At 42.8% G+C, this 17567-nt stretch carries 13 protein-coding genes and 1 other RNA gene; 3 read left to right on the forward strand and 11 right to left on the reverse strand.

Annotated elements, in window-relative coordinates:
* Window positions 1–333: S-ribosylhomocysteine lyase (locus STRDD04_RS09625; protein WP_062201837.1), on the forward strand; the 333-nt coding region annotated here is incomplete at its 5' end.
* Window positions 334–440: 107 nt separating this feature from the next.
* Here the strand turns inward: STRDD04_RS09625 and STRDD04_RS09630 are convergent.
* The 5 genes from STRDD04_RS09630 to STRDD04_RS09650 all read right to left on the reverse strand — a co-directional run bounded on the left by STRDD04_RS09630 (window position 441) and on the right by STRDD04_RS09650 (window position 4546).
* On the reverse strand, window positions 441–1862 hold the full coding sequence (locus tag STRDD04_RS09630; RefSeq protein WP_156469088.1) for a cell division site-positioning protein MapZ family protein: 1422 nt from the start codon (window positions 1860–1862) through the stop codon (window positions 441–443).
* A gap of 6 nt (window positions 1863–1868) precedes the next feature.
* Window positions 1869–3026, reverse strand: a complete 1158-nt coding sequence (locus STRDD04_RS09635) for a THUMP domain-containing class I SAM-dependent RNA methyltransferase (RefSeq protein ID WP_062201841.1) — start codon at window positions 3024–3026, stop codon at window positions 1869–1871.
* Between the two features lie 198 nt (window positions 3027–3224).
* Window positions 3225–3592, reverse strand: an RNA gene (gene rnpB, locus STRDD04_RS09640) — RNase P RNA component class B.
* 19 nt (window positions 3593–3611) lie between these two features.
* Complete coding sequence (gpsB, locus tag STRDD04_RS09645) at window positions 3612–3947, reverse strand: cell division regulator GpsB (RefSeq protein WP_062201843.1); 336 nt, start codon at window positions 3945–3947, stop codon at window positions 3612–3614.
* Window positions 3948–4018: 71 nt separating this feature from the next.
* On the reverse strand, window positions 4019–4546 hold the full coding sequence (locus STRDD04_RS09650) for an SLOG family protein (protein WP_062201846.1): 528 nt from the start codon (window positions 4544–4546) through the stop codon (window positions 4019–4021).
* Between the two features lie 67 nt (window positions 4547–4613).
* On the opposite strand from STRDD04_RS09650, the gene recU reads away from it, so the two are divergent.
* Together recU and pbp1a are read left to right on the forward strand one after the other, a co-directional pair.
* On the forward strand, window positions 4614–5216 hold the full coding sequence (gene recU / locus STRDD04_RS09655) for a Holliday junction resolvase RecU (RefSeq protein ID WP_037617697.1): 603 nt from the start codon (window positions 4614–4616) through the stop codon (window positions 5214–5216).
* Complete coding sequence (gene pbp1a, locus STRDD04_RS09660) at window positions 5209–7377, forward strand: penicillin-binding protein PBP1A (RefSeq protein ID WP_062201848.1); 2169 nt, start codon at window positions 5209–5211, stop codon at window positions 7375–7377. The genes recU and pbp1a overlap by 8 nt, the downstream gene beginning before the upstream one ends.
* Window positions 7378–7568: 191 nt before the next feature.
* On the opposite strand, the gene pepC is transcribed toward pbp1a, so the two are convergent.
* From pepC to STRDD04_RS09690, 6 genes are all read right to left on the reverse strand, one after another.
* Window positions 7569–8906 carry an aminopeptidase C gene (pepC, locus tag STRDD04_RS09665; protein ID WP_062201850.1) on the reverse strand — a complete coding sequence of 446 codons (1338 nt, stop codon included), beginning with the start codon at window positions 8904–8906 and terminating at the stop codon, window positions 7569–7571.
* Between the two features lie 72 nt (window positions 8907–8978).
* Window positions 8979–9542, reverse strand: a complete 564-nt coding sequence (locus STRDD04_RS09670; RefSeq protein ID WP_062201851.1) for a GNAT family N-acetyltransferase — start codon at window positions 9540–9542, stop codon at window positions 8979–8981.
* Window positions 9543–9589: 47 nt separating this feature from the next.
* Window positions 9590–10414 carry an ammonia-dependent NAD(+) synthetase gene (gene nadE, locus STRDD04_RS09675; RefSeq protein ID WP_062201853.1) on the reverse strand — a complete coding sequence of 275 codons (825 nt, stop codon included), beginning with the start codon at window positions 10412–10414 and terminating at the stop codon, window positions 9590–9592.
* A complete protein-coding gene (locus STRDD04_RS09680) occupies window positions 10411–11871 on the reverse strand; it encodes a nicotinate phosphoribosyltransferase (RefSeq protein WP_062201855.1) in 1461 nt (486 codons plus the stop codon). The genes nadE and STRDD04_RS09680 overlap by 4 nt, the downstream gene beginning before the upstream one ends.
* 533 nt (window positions 11872–12404) lie before the next feature.
* Window positions 12405–13802: an amino acid permease gene (locus STRDD04_RS09685; RefSeq protein ID WP_062201857.1), complete on the reverse strand. Its 1398-nt coding sequence runs from the start codon at window positions 13800–13802 to the stop codon at window positions 12405–12407.
* A 156-nt stretch (window positions 13803–13958) separates the two neighbouring features.
* Window positions 13959–17441 carry a GBS Bsp-like repeat-containing protein gene (locus STRDD04_RS09690; protein WP_062201949.1) on the reverse strand — a complete coding sequence of 1161 codons (3483 nt, stop codon included), beginning with the start codon at window positions 17439–17441 and terminating at the stop codon, window positions 13959–13961.
* Window positions 17442–17567: the final 126 nt, after the last annotated feature.

Raw genomic sequence — 17567 nt, forward strand, 5'->3', positions numbered from 1 at the left:
ATTCCGACCGCCGGTCTGCATACGATCGAACACCTGCTGGCCATGCTCATTCGCAAACGGATTGATGGTATGATTGACTGTTCACCTTTTGGCTGCCGCACAGGCTTTCATATGATTATGTGGGGACAGCACACGGCGACCGAGATTGCTCAAGTCATCAAGTCCTGCCTGAAAGAAATCGCCCAGACAACTACTTGGGCAGATGTCCCTGGCACTACCATCGAATCCTGTGGAAATTATAAGGATCACAGCCTCTTTTCAGCTAAAGAATGGGCAAAACTCATTCTCAGCCAAGGAATTTCTGATAACGCTTTTGAGCGCCATGTTATCTAAACAAAAAAATGCAGAAATCGTCCGAAATGGAATTTCTGCATTTTTTATTTTGATGCATCGTCTAGCAAGCTTAAGGACCGCTAGACAATCTGCTGAAGTACATTGATTTAATAATCTAAATCTTCCGCATAACCTGGGCCGTTTCCTACAAAATACCCCGTCTTACAGTTGATACTGAAAAGATAAGTTCCATCTGGCTTGAAGAGGTTATAATAACCATTGCCCTTGATAATATTAACCTTTTCAAGGATAAACTGATCCCCTGTGATATATCCACGTTCACGTGATGTTTGCAAAATTTTCTCTAAAACTCCAGGATTAAAAACCCAAGCTGGATTATTGACATCATCGATAGCCGCTTGATTGTAAGGAACTCGGCTGAGATGACGCTGGAGGTTTACCCCATCACTTGGGAGGCCGAAGCCAGTATAGGAGTTGGAGACAGTGCCTGAGCCTGAAGCACCTCCAGCTGTTGCAGGGCTTCCTCCCTGGTCTGTGCCAGGAGCTGGTGCCGGTACTATTTGACTGCGTCCTTGAGCAACGGCTGCTTTCAGGACTTCATCCAATTTTGCATTTCCGCTTGATACATCAGAGAAATTAGCATCAGCATTTGCCTTGGCTTCTGTATTGAGGACACCGTCTGTAATGGCACCGCCGTCAAATTGTGAATTTACACTTTGGATTGCTGAAATTTGCTTGACCAGAGCATCGTATTTTGTTTTAGCTGCGTCGTAGTCGCTGCTACCTTTTAGAGCCTCAAGCTTGGCTTTCAAGTTTTCTAACTCTCCAAATTTGCTGTTTTTCACTGCTGTTTGGCTACTATCTGTAAAGAATGAAGCGTACAAATCATTAAATTCTTTCAAAGAAGCTTCTTTCTTTGAACTTGATGAAACTGACTTTTTGCTTGATTGAGTGGTTGAAACGCTGGAACTCCCTGCTGTTCTATTGCTACTATTTCTTCCCAAGGTAAAATAGATAGAGGTTCCAACGGCCGTAACCGCGAAAAGTGCAAGCACAGAATATAAAACTACCTTTTTCTTGTAAAAAGGAACTTCAAGGCTTTCAAAGTCTTCTTCATCTACCTCTTGAAGCGAATCATCGGAAGGCTCAACAAAAGGCTCAACTGGTAAATCATCTATTTCTAAAGCTGATTTGTTAGGAGCGAGTTCTTCCTCTTCTGCCAACTGTGTTTCATACAAATCTGCAGAATGGTCTGACGCAGTTTCCAGTCCTTCACTTCCCCCATCCTCATGCCTTTCTTTAGCAAAATCATCTAAATCAAAAGCAACATTAAGCGGGTGCGCCTCTTCTGGAGTTTCTTCAAAGTTCTGAGTATCAAACTTCCCTGCTTCTATTTCTTCTCGGTGCTGTTTGATGTATTTATCTAAAATACTATCTTCGTCTGTTACTCCCGCTTTGACTTCCTCATTTTTACGTTTGACTTGACCAACTGTCAAATCCTTGGCTTCTTCAAAATCCAAGATCGACTCTTGCGAAGATTCTAAATCTTTTTCATTCATTATCTGCATTCCTTCCTAATCAAGAATTTGACGTTTGACACGCTCTCCAAAATATTGATATAAATCAACTTTTAAAGTACCGTTGTAGAGTTTTCGTTTTTTATCTGCCTGACCGCCATATTTGGCTTCGAAGGCCTCGTCGCTCGTCAAGATAAATTTACTCCATGTCTTCAATGGGGTAAAAGTTTCCCCCATTTCCTGATAGAGCTTGGTCACAGCATCATCGTCCAATAAACGCTCGCCATAAGGCGGATTAGAGATAATGACACCATTGATCTTGTCCGTATGAAGGTCTTGTAGCCGCATTTGCTTAAAGTGAATCTGGTCAGCAACGCCGGCTTCTTCAGCATTTTTCTTGGCAATCTCTACCAGACGGGCATCCAAATCAGAGCCCGAAATATCCAATTGGATATCTTGGTCAATCTGAGCCAGGGCTTCTGCCCGAAGCTGGCGAACCAAGTCCCGATCTACCCAATTCCAGTCCTCAAAAGCAAAAGAACGGTGTAGACCTGGTGCCATCTTCATCCCAATCATAGCCGCTTCGATACAGAAGGTTCCTGATCCGCAAGTCGGGTCAATCAAGGGTTTATCTGGATACCAGTTTGACAAAAGTAAAATCGCGGCTGCCATATTTTCCTTGATTGGCGCTCCGCCCTTCTCAGTCCGATAACCACGCTTGAACAAGCTAGAACCACTTGTATCAATCATGATCGTAACAAGGTCTTTTAAAATGGAAACTTCAATCTTAAACTCTGCTCCATTTTCCTGCAAGGGAACACCTTCTGGACGAGCATAATGCTTTTGCAATTTTTTCACAACTGCTTTTTTTGAAATGGCTTGAACGCTGGGCTCATTATGCAGTTTTGATTTGACACATTTGGCTTTAGAAATGGGAAATTTCGCACCTAAGGGTAGATAATTTTCCCAGTCCAAAGCAAAGACGCCTTGAAAAAGCTCTTCAAATGTTTTGGCTGGAAATGTCCCCACAATAATCTTTATCCGATCTGCCGAGCGCAGCCATAGATTAGTTTGAATAATGGTTTTGACATCGCCTCTAAAGCGGACGCGACCATTTTCAACCTGACAATCTATACCCAAATCCCGAATCTCACGGCCGACCACTGCTTCCAGACCTGCTGCCGCAGTAGCAATTAAATTAAAATTTTCTTTCATTCTTTCTTACTCTATCAAGATCCGCTTGGCCAAGCCATTGAAAAATTGGTCTCAGCTCGGAATCAGAATGTCCTTACTTGGCTATTCTCTTTAGAAAAACCTTGCTTTCCTATTTCATCCCTTGCAGCAATCTTCTGTCTAAGGGGCTTTATATCTTAATCAAAAAGCTAGCATACGCTAGCTAACCTATGTGCAATTTTCTATAAGCCATGTTTTGTTCCAGAAATGACTAGGTACCATCTCCTTCGATAATCATCTGTCTACTGTTTCCAGTCAGAATGCTATGTTCGTTTCCACGCATTCCGTGCCCCGACCAAAGTTTGGGTTGCTAGCTTGAGGGGTTTACCGCGTTCCACTTCTTCTGTTTCCAGAAGAACTACGTCACTGTGGCACTTTCAGACCTAATCAGACCTATCCAAAGACTTAGCCTTTTCAGTCGCCGTAACGGAAAAATCCGTCCCGAGGCTTATTGTTTCGCCTAGCACAAACACTACCAGCATCACAGCCGGTGCTAGCATGGACTTTCCTCATGAAAATATCAAATTTTCACGCGATTATCCAAAAATTGCACAGTTATTAGACCAATTACAATTCACGCTCTACAATTTGCTTGCCAAAAACTTCCTTTTCCAGACGGTTCAAGCGCTTCAAAATATCAAAGTTGGTTGCCGATGTCATTTGTGGCATTTCTACTGTTGGTTGAACCGGCTTTGCTGGAGCCGTTTCTTCAGGCTTATTCGCCAATTCTTCTTTCAAACGACGATTTTCTTCACGCAGTTCTTGCACCAAAGCAGCGTAAGTTTCATAATCTTTGATAACATCATCCAAAAATTCATCTACTTCTGTCTTGCTGTAGCCACGCACTTCGCGCTTAAAATCTTGATCAAAAATATCTTTTGCTGTAAAAATAATACTTGCCATCTTCTCTCTCCAATCTAGTTCATCATATTCAATTATAAACAAAATCCACTATAAAAATCAAGATTTAGCCCTTATTTTCCTAAAAAATTTTCTGCTACCTCGTTTAAGTCATCAAATGTTAATTTTTTGATAAAATACTGTTCCTGATTTTTCATCTCTTGGTAAAGATATTTGAGGTTTGTCTCATTTTCTTCATCGTAAAATAGATAAGCTCCGTCTGTATTTTGGATAAGAAATTGATTGTATTCTCGAAACTGACTGGGATTTTGGTAGCTAGGGTAAGCATATTTAACAAAATCTACTTGCTTAAAAGCCACAAGTTTCGCCTGATTCACTTCATTCCAGTTTTCTCCTTGATTTTCAAATAGAAAAATAGTTGCTATCTGAAAACTGTACTCTGTTTTTAATTCCTTGGCAACATCCAACACCCATGATTCAAATCCCAGATTCCCCATAAAAATGAGCCAATCCACCCCCTCATCGAGTAAGCGCAGCAAATCCCGCCTGACACCCTCTTTGATAATCTTAATGCGCATGTCTTTCTCGGTCACAATGCCAATTTCAAAAGGCTTATAACCCGCGATAAGTAGACTTGTCATTTATTCTCCCTTAAAAAATGTTTTTATGATATAATAGAGTGATGTTATTGTACCAATAAGGAGTTCTATGGTCAACTATCCTCACAAACTAAAGGTAAAAAATAAAATCTTTAGCTCATCCACAGATTTTATCAGCTTTGCCAATCGTGGGATGTCTTTTGAAAAAATGATCAACGAATCCAACAACTACTACCTAAGTAGAGGACTCGCTGTTATCCACAAAAAGCCAACACCCATCCAGATTGTTAAAGTTGATTATCCGCAGCGCAGTCGTGCTAAAATCGTAGAGGCCTATTTTCGGCAAGCTTCTACAACAGACTATTCTGGTGTTTACAAGGGGCACTATATTGATTTTGAGGCCAAGGAAACGCGGCAAAAAAATGCGATGCCGATGAAAAACTTCCATCAACACCAGATTGAGCATATGGAGGCTGTGCTGAAACAAAAGGGAATTTGTTTTGTCTTGTTGCATTTCTCAAGCCTAAGGGAAACTTATCTGCTTCCGGCTTCCTATTTGATTGAGTTTTACAAGATAGACAAGGGCGGAAAGTCCATGCCTTTATCTTATATTCAGGAAAATGGCTATCGAATCGAAATCCAGCATTTCCCCAGCGTTCCCTATCTTGATATTATTGAACAAAAACTACTAGGTGGTATTACAAATGAATAAACAGACTGTTATGCAGATATTAAAATATCTTGCAAGCGCCCTCATTTCTCTTCTCTTGCTTGGCTTTGTAGCCGGTTGTTTGGTGTTTACTTATTACGCTTCCAAGGCTCCTACGCTTTCTGAGAAAGATTTAATCGCGACTACTTCAAGTAAAATCTATGACAGTGATAATAATTTAATTGCTGACTTAGGTGCTGAGAAGCGAGTGAATACAAATACAAATGAGATTCCTACGGATTTGGTCAATGCCATTACTGCCATTGAAGATCATCGTTTCTTTAGTCACCGAGGAGTTGACTTTATTCGTATCATCGGTGCATTTCTCAGCAACCTCAAAGGTGGAGGCAGACAAGGGGGGTCTACGCTGACCCAACAGCTCATCAAATTGAGCTACTTCTCAACCTCTTCTTCAGATGCGACTCTTTCTCGTAAGATACAAGAGGCCTGGTTAGCCACTCAATTAGAGCGCAAGGCAACGAAGCAAGAAATCCTGACCTACTATGTCAATAAGGTCTACATGTCCAATGGTAACTATGGTATGCAAACTGCAGCCCAAAGTTACTACGGAAAAGATTTAAAAGATTTAACGATTCCTCAATTAGCCCTTCTGGCTGGAATGCCACAGGCTCCTAATCAGTATGATCCTTACACAAAACCAGAAGCAGCCACCGAACGCCGAAATCTGGTCTTGTCAGAAATGTATGAACTGAAATACCTCACACCAGAGCAATATGAACAGGCTGTCAATACGCCTGTTACCGACGGCCTCCAAAGCCTAAAAGCTTCGTCTAGCTATCCAGCTTACATGGATAATTATCTAAAACAAGTAATTGAACAAGTTGAAGAAGAAACAGGCTATAACGTATTGACAACCGGAATGGAAGTGTATACCAATGTCAATACAGAAGCACAGAAAAAACTTTGGGATATTTATAATACTGAGGAATACGTTGCTTATCCTGATGATGAAATGCAGGTTGCTTCCACCGTTATGGATGTGCGAACTGGTAAAGTGATTGCCCAACTCGGCTCCCGTCACCAGTCTACCAACGTATCTTTCGGTACCAACCAAGCCGTTGAAACTAACCGCGATTTCGGTTCAACCATGAAACCAATCACTGATTATGCTCCGGCTCTTGAAAATGAAATCTATACCTCTACGGCTGCCCCTATTACAGATGCTCCATACAATTTCCCGTATTCCAGCACACCAGTCTACAACTGGGACAAGAAATACTATGGTACTATGACGATTCAGTACGCTATTCAGGAATCCCGTAACGTTCCTGCCGTGAAAACGCTGGAAGCCGTCGGTCTAGATGAATCGCTTAAGTTCCTCAATCGCATCGGCATTAACTACCCTGAAATGTTCTATGTTAACGCCTTTTCAAGTAACACCAGCAAAGCCGGCAATGAATACGGAGCTAGCAGTGAAAAAATGGCTGCTGCCTATGCTGCCTTTGCCAATGGCGGTACCTACTATAAACCGCAGTATGTCAATCGTGTCGTCTTCAGCGACGGAACAGAAAAAATCTTTGCTGATAATGGAACCAAGGCGATGAAAGAAACCACAGCCTACATGATGACGGATATGATGAAAACCGTTCTTCACTCAGGTACAGGTACAAATGCTGCTCTTTCTGGGGTTTATCAGGCTGGTAAGACTGGAACCTCCAACTATGCTGATGATGAATTAGCTAAGCTGACCAAGCCTTACTACTACTCTAGCATTGTCACACCAGACGAACTCTTCGTTGGTTATACGCCTAAGTACTCAATGGCTGTTTGGACTGGCTACTCCAACCGTCTGACTCCGATTCTTGATGACGGAGTTAAGGTTGCAACAGATGTTTACCGTGAAATGATGCTTTATCTAGCTCAAGACGGCTCGGCTTCAGAAGATTGGGAAATGCCAAACGGCTTGTTCCGCAGCGGATATTATCTCTATCTAAATGGAGCAACTATAAATAATCGCTATAATACCCAACAATATTATAGCTCTACTTCTTCAGAAACTAGCACAGAAGCTTCTTCTAGCAGTTCTTCAGAGACAAGTAGCTCGGCTCCCGCCGCTAATCAATCGACTTCTTCCTCAGAGCAAACAAATGGAAGCGAGTCAAATAATCAAAATCAAAGCAGTCAGAATAGCGGAAACCGTTAGAATGCTAAAAGTGATTGGAAATTATCTCCAATCACTTTTTTATTTATATCAAAGTTTAAAACAGCTGTCATCCAGTAGAAAACAACCCTATTGATAACTGATTGCTCGTAACTCTATCATGTAAATAAGAATTGAATTCTCGTATATAAAACAGAGAAAACAATACCTTAATTTCAAAGGAGTAAAAAAATCTACTTACTTGCCAAAGCTCCCATTGGATCCCATGGTGCTAAGAGAATTGGTTCAGCATTGTAGGCTGCCAGTTCTTCTGGAGTCAAGAATTCTTTTCTGACCACGATTTGATAGGTGTACTCATCCATCCAAGCATCGCTGGCGACAAAGTACCCCTTATCTCCAACCTTGTCTCCCCAAGAATTTTCTACCTTCCATTTTTTAGCTTGACCATTTTCATCCAAGTCCACCCCAGCCAACACCATAGCATGGGTCATAAGGCTCTCGCTGTAATCAAGACGGCCTGCCTTATCTTGGGTCAAGAGAATATCCATGCTGGCAGTCAAATCATGCATACCTTCCTCCATGATTCCTGCCTTGCGATTGCTGGATTGACCCACATCAGAGCCAAACCAAACGGTCTCACCAGCCTGCATCTGAGCAATAGCCAATTCCTTGAGCCGTTTCATTTCTACATTCAAATAGCGAACTGGTTTACTGCCGACTACATTGCCCAACATCTCGACCGTGTAAGACTTGCCATAAGGTTTATCAGCTGTTGGCGCATTGATAATTGACACATAGTCATCCAGCTTGAGGTCTACATATTTTTGGTAAAAGGCCTGTGGGGTCAAATCTGATTCACTGCGGTAGTTGCCATCCTTGTCCCGATAAGCAAAGTCAAACTTCCGAGGCGGTAAGCCCAGTGACATCGCTAGGAAGTTGAAAATTTCCTGTAGTAAAGCTTCTTTCTTGGCTTGTAGACTAGCTTCATCTGCACAACTCAGAGCTAGCTCACGCAAGATTTGAGCATCCTGACGCAGGAGTTTATTGAGCAACTGATTGAGCTCACGGCTATTGCTGGAAGAAATGGACTCCGGATAAACTGACTTGGGCACGACCCCGTATTTCTCAAAAAGAGCCACAACCATATCCCACTGACCGCCGTCCTGTTGAGGCGTATCTAAGAGGAATTTGACCTTACGGCTGGTCAATTCTTGATCAGCCGTTTCCAAAACCTGCTCTAAGAACCAGTTAGATTTTTCATATTTATCCCAAAAGAAGGTATGAGCTTGGGATAGCTCAAAATCTTCCAGCTGGAAGCCCGCAATCATCTTGTGGCGGAAGGTATTAAGAGCTGCAAACATCCAGCAACGACCAGAAGCTTTTTGGTCACTGACCTTGTCTTTGGTGAGATCTAGTGAGAACACAGGTGCATTTTCTACAGCAGCAGTCCGTTTTTCCAAAGAAGTCAAGAGCCCATTATGGCTGATGGCGTTTTCCATAGCGGCATATTTAGCATTGGCCTCATAGTCCGCAAAAAGCTTATCTGTAAAATCTTGTTTTAATGAATGCATAAATTCCTCCTTGTTCTATAGACTATTATAGACCTTTTAAAAATTCCTGCAAAGTAAAAAAGTTAAGCAAGCCTAACTTTTTCTTTTTAAATCTGATTTTAGGATTCCATAGACAGAAAAATCTTTGACTTCTCCCTTATGAAATACAGCTTGACGAAAGGTCCCTTCATAACTCATACCAGCCTTAGCCATAACACGGCCAGAAGCTGGATTAGCGGTTACAAAATCAGCCCTTACACGATTGAAACCTGCTTCCAGCAAGAGATAGTTCAAAACAACTTTCAAAGCTTCTGTCATCAGCCCCTGACCCCAATAGTCTTTACCTAAAATATAGCCGACCTCGCCAGCATTGACTGTCTCATCTAGATCCACCACACTGATGTCACCAATCACATGATAAGGATTTTCTTTCAGGCAGATTGCCCATTTGTAAAAATCCAAGTTTTGGTAATTCTCACCCCAGCAAGCAATTGATTGTTTGGCCATATCGGGACTCTCGTAAGCATCCCATGTCACATCCAACAGATTATCAGGGCGGGAAGCCCAGTTGTCGTACATGGCTTGATAGTCAGATTCTACAAAAGGTCTCAACAAAAGACGTTTCGTTTCGATGGACTGTGTACCGATTTTTTTCATGGCTTTCTCGCTTTCTAGCTAAGGCGGAAAAGATTCACTAGAGTTTTTCACTTCCAAAATTCATCAAAGATGGTAATCGGTAAATGCCGCTTGTGCTGGCCTTTATGCCACCAGGATTCGATAGTAGCTTGGGCTTGAGCTGAAACAGACTTTCCTTCCAGATAGTCGTCAATTTCATTATAGGTCACGCCCAGAGCGACTTCATCAGCAATTCCAGGTTTTTCTTCTTCCAAATCAGCCGTCGGAACCTTTTCATAGAGAGCCGGATCCGCTCCTAAAGCAATCAAAAGCTGTTTGCCTTGGCGTTTATTGAGACGATAAAGGGGCACAATATCTGCTCCGCCATCCCCAAACTTGGTGAAAAAGGCTGTGATATTCTCTGCTGCATGGTCGGTCCCAATGACAGCTCCGCTATATGAACCAGCCAAAGCATACTGGGCAATCATGCGGCTGCGGGCCTTGATATTGCCCTTGTTAAAATCAGAGACTTTGGCACCCGTTGCCTCCACAGCCTTTGTCATAGCATCAGCAGATTCCTTGATATTGACTGTCAAACTGACATCAGGCTGGATAAAAGCCAGAGCCTTTTGCGCATCATCTTCATCTGCCTGGACACCGTAAGGCAGGCGGACAGCGATAAAGCGATAGCTATCATCTCCTGTCTCTGCCCGCATCTCTTCTACGGCTAGCTGGGCTAAACGACCAGCCAAAGTTGAATCCTGACCACCAGAAATGCCCAGAACATAGCTTTTCAAGAAAGGATGTTTTCTCAGATAGGCCTTGAGAAAGTCCACTGTCTTGCGGATTTCTTCCTCTGGGTCAATGACGGGCTTGACTCCTAGTTGACGGATGATTTCTTCTTGTAGGCTCATTTTTCTGCTCCCATCTGGTAGGCTTTCTTGCGCATCTGGTCAATCAAGTCCATCTTATCCTGCCAAATATCACGCGCCAAATCGACCGGATAATCTTGTGGATTGAGGACCCGTTTGTATTCGTCCCAGAGTTTGTCAAATTCTCGGCGGGCATAGTCCTGAATCTCAGACAGAGTCGGCAAATCATAAACGAGCTGGCCTTCTTTATAAATATCCACCAAGAGCGGCACCGCATCAAAATTCTTGACTGTCTTATTGATATAAGTATAAGTCGGATGGAACATCTCCAGCTCTGCCAGATGGGTGACGTCAACTCCATCATAAGTGATGTAGTCGCCCTCAGACTTGCCTTTTTCACGGCTGGTAATCCGCCAAACCTGCTTCTTGCCCGGAGTCGAAACCTTTTCAGCATTGTTGGAGAGCTTGATGGTGTTACGCAAGTGCCCATTCTCATCTTCAATCGCTACAATTTTGTAAACCGCACCCAGAGCTGGCTGATCGTAAGCAGTAATCAGCTTGGTTCCCACACCCCAGACATCAATCTTGGCCTTTTGCATTTTCAAGTTGAGGATGGTATTCTCATCCAAATCATTGGAAGCGTAAATTTTAGCATCTGGGAAGCCCGCTTCATCCAATTGCTGGCGAACTTTTTTAGAAATATAGGCCAAGTCTCCAGAGTCAATCCGCACACCTAGGAAATTAATTTTATCGCCCAATTCACGCGCTACGCGAATGGCCATAGGAACCCCGATCCGAAGTGTATCGTAGGTGTCTACTAAGAACACACAGTCCCGATGAGTGCTTGCATAAGCCTTAAAAGCCTCATAATCATTACCGTAAACCTGCACAAGTGCATGGGCATGCGTTCCCAAAACAGGAATATCAAAGAGCTTCCCTGCCCGAACATTGCTGGTGCCATTGGCTCCGCCGATAACGGCTGCCCGCGTTCCCCAAATCGCCGCATCCATTTCCTGAGCACGACGGGTACCAAACTCCATCAGTGGCTCATCTTCGATCACAGAGCGAATGCGAGCTGCCTTAGTGGCAATCAAGGTTTGGAAATTAACGATATTTAAAATCGCAGTTTCTACCAACTGACATTGTGCCAGCGGGCCTTCTACCTGAACAATGGGCTCATTGGCAAAAACCAAATCGCCTTCTTGGGCAGAACGAACTGTCAGTTGCATCTTCAAATTACGTAAATAATCTAAAAATGCTCCATTATAACCCAATGACTCTAAATAGTCCAAATCCGTCTGGCTAAATTTCAAATCATTCAGATAGGAAACAATCCTCTCCAAACCTGCGAAAACCGCATAGCCATTATTAAAAGGATTCTTGCGGAAAAAGACCTCAAAAACAGCACGTTTATTATGAATATTTTTATTAAAATAAACCTGCATCATATTGATTTGATATAAATCAGTGTGTAAAGTTAAACTATCATCTGGGTACATGTTCCTTACTCCTCTATCCTTTTATACTGGCTCAAAATCAACATGAAACCTTTCTTTTTAATCGCTTTCTAGTGGCGGTGCAGTCCAGATACTTCCTGACTTATCCTGAAGGCTAAAGACTCAAAGTTCCATAGAAAACTAGGCAAGAGATCAGAAAATCAAAGATTTGTGATTCGTGGTTCCATACCCGTCACGATGGCTAATTCCAATCGTCCCAAAAGCTCTTTGAGCTTGCAAATAGCTAACGAAGTCAGATACAAGGAAAGCTCAAAACAAGCATCTTTCAAACTAGACAGCATCGGCAATATATCTTGCAACAATGAACTACAACTTTTCAGAAGCTTAGGAATTTTGAACTAGCCTTGTCTTGATGACAAGGGAAAGTATCAAAAAGAATTTGATTGAAAGTTAATTTCAACTCTTCAAAGTCACATTTAAATTTTGAGTATGTATTAATTGTATTTATTATAACACAAATGACAAAAAGCATTAGACTAAAAATAGAAAAAGAGCTGAAAAATCAGCTCTATCATTCATTTTGTTTTCTTAATTGGAAACTTGAGTTGGCTATACAGGCCAAACGCAACAATCCAGACGGCAGATCCGATTGCTCCTACAACCGTTGACTCTTGTAAGAAAAGAGTGACAAAGACAAAGGCAAAGAAGAGCATGGTCAAAGGATTGAGAAACTTATAGGCCGGCATGAGATAGCCATCCGCCATAAACTCCGGTGACTTGCGATATTTGAGGTGGGCTAGCATGGTCAGACCATAGATGGCGATGTAGACACCAGATGAGGAAGCCGTAATCAGTGCAAAGGAATCCGATACTCCCGGCAGAATCTTGATAAAGGCCGCAAAGGCAATGACAGCCGCCGAAGTCAAAATAGCATTCTGTGGAACATTTTGTCGCGACAGCTTCCCAGCTCCTATTTTTTTTAGGAAACGATTAGGCGTATCGTGAGCAATCTGATACAAATGGCGCCCAGTTGAGTAAAGAGTCGAATTCAGAGCCGAGGCTGCTGAAGTTAGGACTACGAAGTTAATCAATGCTGCCGCCCACTTGAGGCCAGCCAACTTAAAAACGATAACAAAGGGAGAATCAGCCGTTGCCAGCTCTTTCCAAGGAATAATAGCCATAATGGCAAGGAGAGAGCCTCCGTAAAACAAGATAATCCGCAAAGGAATTTCTTTGATTGCTTTTGGCAGCACCGCTCGCGGATTTTCCGTTTCAGAAGTGGTAATACCGATAAATTCAATAGCCTGATAGGCAAAGAAAACCATCTGGAAAGCCATAATAAAGTTCATAAAGCCATTAGGAAAAAGCTGAAAATCTTGGCTGATATTCCCAAGACTGGCTACTCCGTGCGGTGTTTCAAATCCTGTCAGCATCATAAAAATAGCTGTTGCAATCAAGGCCATAATGGCTACAATCTTTATCATAGCAAACCAAAATTCAACCTCGCCGAAAACTCGAACCGCTATCAGATTGACCAAACTAAGAAGGGCTAGAAAGACGAGCTGAATCAGCCAAGCTGGCCAGTCAGGAAACCAGTACTGCACATACTGGGCAACAGCCGTAATCTCAGCCATTCCAATAAAAATCAGAGAAATCCAGTAGGACCAGCCTGAAAAATAACCCCAGCTAGTTCCCAAATATTTCGTAATAAAGTTAATAAAAGTATGCTGATCAGGGTCGTAATAAAGCATTTCTCCGATAGCCCGCATCATCAGATACATGAACATCCCCGTTAGCATATAAATCAAGATGATGGACGGACCAGTCAGACTAATCGAGCGCCCAGCTCCCAAAAAGAGCCCTGTACCAATGGTCCCAGCTATGGCAATAATCTGAACATGTCGATTCTGCAATCCACGTTTCATCCCATTTTTGGTTTTTGTTTCAAATTTTTTCCTGTCATTTTCAATCATTTGACCTCTCCTTTTCATGTGAACTGACTTATTGTATCACAATTCTGACAATTCTACCAGATATTTTTTATTTTCTACAAATCTCTGCTCTGTGAAAATACCAAAAAGAGCTGGGATAGAAATCCAGCTCTTCATTGTTTTGAACTAGGGCAACATCTAAGATCTCACGGTAATAAACGGTGAACCTTCCGTGTTATCTTCTGGAGCACCACTTTTTACACCAAAAAGATAATCAACTGAGTACCAGCCATTATTATTGGCATTGTAAGGATCAAACACCTGTGTTTGTCCGTTTTGATAACCTCTCATGACCAACTCATGGGTGACTGGGTAGTTTGCAAAAACACTACTACCAACAGCTGCTAACACATGATGCCCAATCGCCAAAGATTGTTTAACTGCGGCTGATGAGGATAAAATATCCGTTGTCAGTCCCCAGTTCTGAGCCGCTTGGATAATTCCTCGACTTGAAGTTCCGAATAGGCCATTTTTGTTAAAGGAATCTGTATTATGATACAGGAAATCTGCTACAGTTGTCGGTAAAACAGTTTGACCAGTAATGCCAGAGATAGCCATTGCCAAAGTGGTCGGAACACAGCCAGTAGCATTCAAATTATAATTCCCGTAGACTCGGCCAGCCCATCGAGGATCACGTTGGGAATAATACGGCGTACTATAAAGCCCCCTATTGACTGTCGTAGTCGTACCACCAACTCCTACTAAGCTGCCATCATTTTGGGTATAATATAAATGTACAATATATTCACCCGTTGAATATTTATGATTTGAGGCCCGTACCAAGGCTTTATAACTACCATCTGCTTGTTTTTGAGCTTGATACCAAACGATATCATCCTGCCCATTGACACTAGACCAAGTTGGTAAATAAACTGCCTTGACTCCTTTGGGGTTAAATATATTGGACACTACCACTTCAAAAGTACCTAGCCGAGGATTGTTGTTTTGAATGGTAATTTTTCCTATTGGCTTGATATTTTCTGCATCTATATTTGCTGTCGTCTTGGTGCCACCAACGCCGACCATACGACCATCATTCTGGACATAGTAGAGGTGGATGTTGTATTCACCTGTGGAATACTTGTGGTCGCGTAGATTGACCTGCGCCTTGTAGGTGCCGTCGGCTTGCTTAGCCGCTGTGTACCAGATAAGATCGTCCTGACCCTTGGCACTAGACCAAGTCGGAAGTTTCACTTCCTTTATGCCATAGCCATTCTCGACTTCAGAAACCACCACTTCAAAAGTGCCCGTCTGTTGATTGTTGTTCTGGATGGTCAACTTGCCCTTTGGAGCTGCCAGAGAAACTGTCGTCTTGGTGCCGCCAACACCGACCATACGACCATTATCTCCTACATAGTAAAGGTGGACATGATACTCACCGGTAGAATACTTATGATCACTAGCCTTGACCGTCAGTTTGTAAACACCATCAGCCTGACGAACACCCCGATACCAGATAAGATCATCCTGACCCTCGGCACTAGACCAGGTCGGAAGAAGAACCTCACGAACTCCCTCCGGACTGCTCACTCCACTGACTAAAACATCAAAAGTACCTGTTGCAGGATTGTTATTTTTAATCGTCAGAGTTCCCTTTGGTTTAGCGATAGAAACGGTCGTCGTTGTTCCACCGACTCCAATCAGCTGGCCATTATCCTGAACATAATAGAGATGGACATGGTACTCACCAGTGGACAGCTTATGATTGCGGGCTTGAATACTAGCTTTGTAAGTGCCGTCAGCCTGCTTGGTTGCTGTGTACCATACCAGATCATCTTGACCTTTGTCATTAGACCAGGTTGGGAGATGCACACTCTTGACTCCAAAAGGACTAGATACTCCAGAAACAATCACATCGAAGCTACCTGTATCGGGATTGTTGTTTTTAATCGTCAGGGTTCCCTTTGGTTTGGCGATGGAAACGGTGGTCGTTGTTCCACCGACTCCAATCAGCTGGCCATTATCCTGAACATAATAGAGATGGACATAGTACTCACCAGTGGACAGCTTATGATTGCGGGCTTGAATACTAGCTTTGTAAGTGCCATCAGCCTGCTTGGCTGCTGTGTACCAGATAAGATCGTCCTGACCTTTGTCATTAGACCAGGTTGGGAGCTTAACCTCCTTGACACCAAAGGGATTGGAAACACCAGAAACAACGACATCAAAGCTACCTGTATCGGGATTGTTGTTCTCGATTTTCAAAGTTCCTTTAGGCTTAGCGGCCAGACTGAACTGGGTGCCACCCACACCAACTAATTTGTCGTCATCTTGGACATAATAAAGATGAACCGTGTAGTCTCCCAGAGAGTATTTGTGATCACGAGCCTGAATGCGAGCCCTATAAGTGCCGTCAGCCTGCTTGGTTGCTGTGTACCAGACCAGATCATCTTGACCTTTGTCATTAGACCAGGTTGGGAGCTTGACTTCCTTGACACCGAAAGGATTGGAAACACCAGAAACAACGACATCAAAGCTACCTGTATCGGGATTGTTGTTCTCGATTTTCAGCGTCCCCTTGGGCTTGGCAATAGAAACCTTAGTAGTCGTACCGCCTACGCCGACTAACTGGCCATTATCTTGAACATAATAGAGATGGATGTGATAATCACCCACAGAGTTTTTATGACGGGAAGCGTTGACTGTAACGGTATAGTTGCCATCGGTCTGAGGTTGAGCTTCATACCAGACCAAATCGTCTTGACCTTTATCACTAGACCAAACAGGAACAAGAACTTTTTTGACACCATAAGGATTTGAGACTTCTGAGACAACGACATCAAAGCTGCCTGTATCTGGATTGTTATTGGTGATATCCAGTTTTCCTTGCGGTTTGCCGATGGTGACAGTTGTTTGGGTACCACCTACGCCGACCAGCTGATTGTCTGCCAGTAGATAATAAAGGTGGATATTGTACTCGCCTGTGGAATACTTATGGTCACAGGCAGCGACACTGATCTTATAGGTCCCATCCACTTGTTTTTTAGCATCATACCAGATAATATCGTCCTGCCCATTAACGCTGGACCAAGTGGGTAGGGCTACTTTTTTGATGGGCTTAGGAGCTGAGATATTGGTTACATGCACATCGAAACTACCAGCATTTGAATCTACATTTGTAATAGTGAGGGTGCCTTGGGGGGTGTCATCTACTGCACGAGGCGCTCTCGTTTCTGCCTCTGAGACTGCTTTTGCTTCTGAGCGAATTTTGCTTTCAATAGTGTTTTCAGCAAGTTTGGAAGCTTCTTCACTTGCTGTTTCATCTTTGTTTTGAGCGGATTTATCTGTTTCAGGATTGATTTTAGGTTCCTCAGCTATATCTGAGATTCCTGCAACTGATTCTTTTTGCCCTTCTGTAGATGAAGTTATAATCGCTCTTTCATCTTGATCCGAAGAATTCGCAGATGCAGTAACAGCTTGCTTGCTTTCAGAATCCTGCTCTGAAGAGATTTTTGGCAACTCTGATTGCTTTGATGCATCTGGGTTCGTCACTGCAGCCGACGGCTCAACTTGCTGTCTATCATTTACTGTGTGACTCGTTTCCTCAGCAAATACGCTATTGGCACTTGCTGCTAATAAAATAGCCGTGCTGGCCAGATAAACAAATCCTTTAGTTTTCATATTTCTTTCCGTCCTCATTAATGATTCCTATTTTTATTGTAACATAATATGATAGTTTCGTATCATTTTTATCAGCCTCTATTCAAAAACTGTCCCTATTATTTCATTCGTAAAAAAAATAAAAAA

The organism is Streptococcus sp. DD04, assembly GCF_001578725.1.
In the GTDB taxonomy this organism is placed as follows: Bacteria; Bacillota; Bacilli; order Lactobacillales; family Streptococcaceae; genus Streptococcus; species Streptococcus sinensis.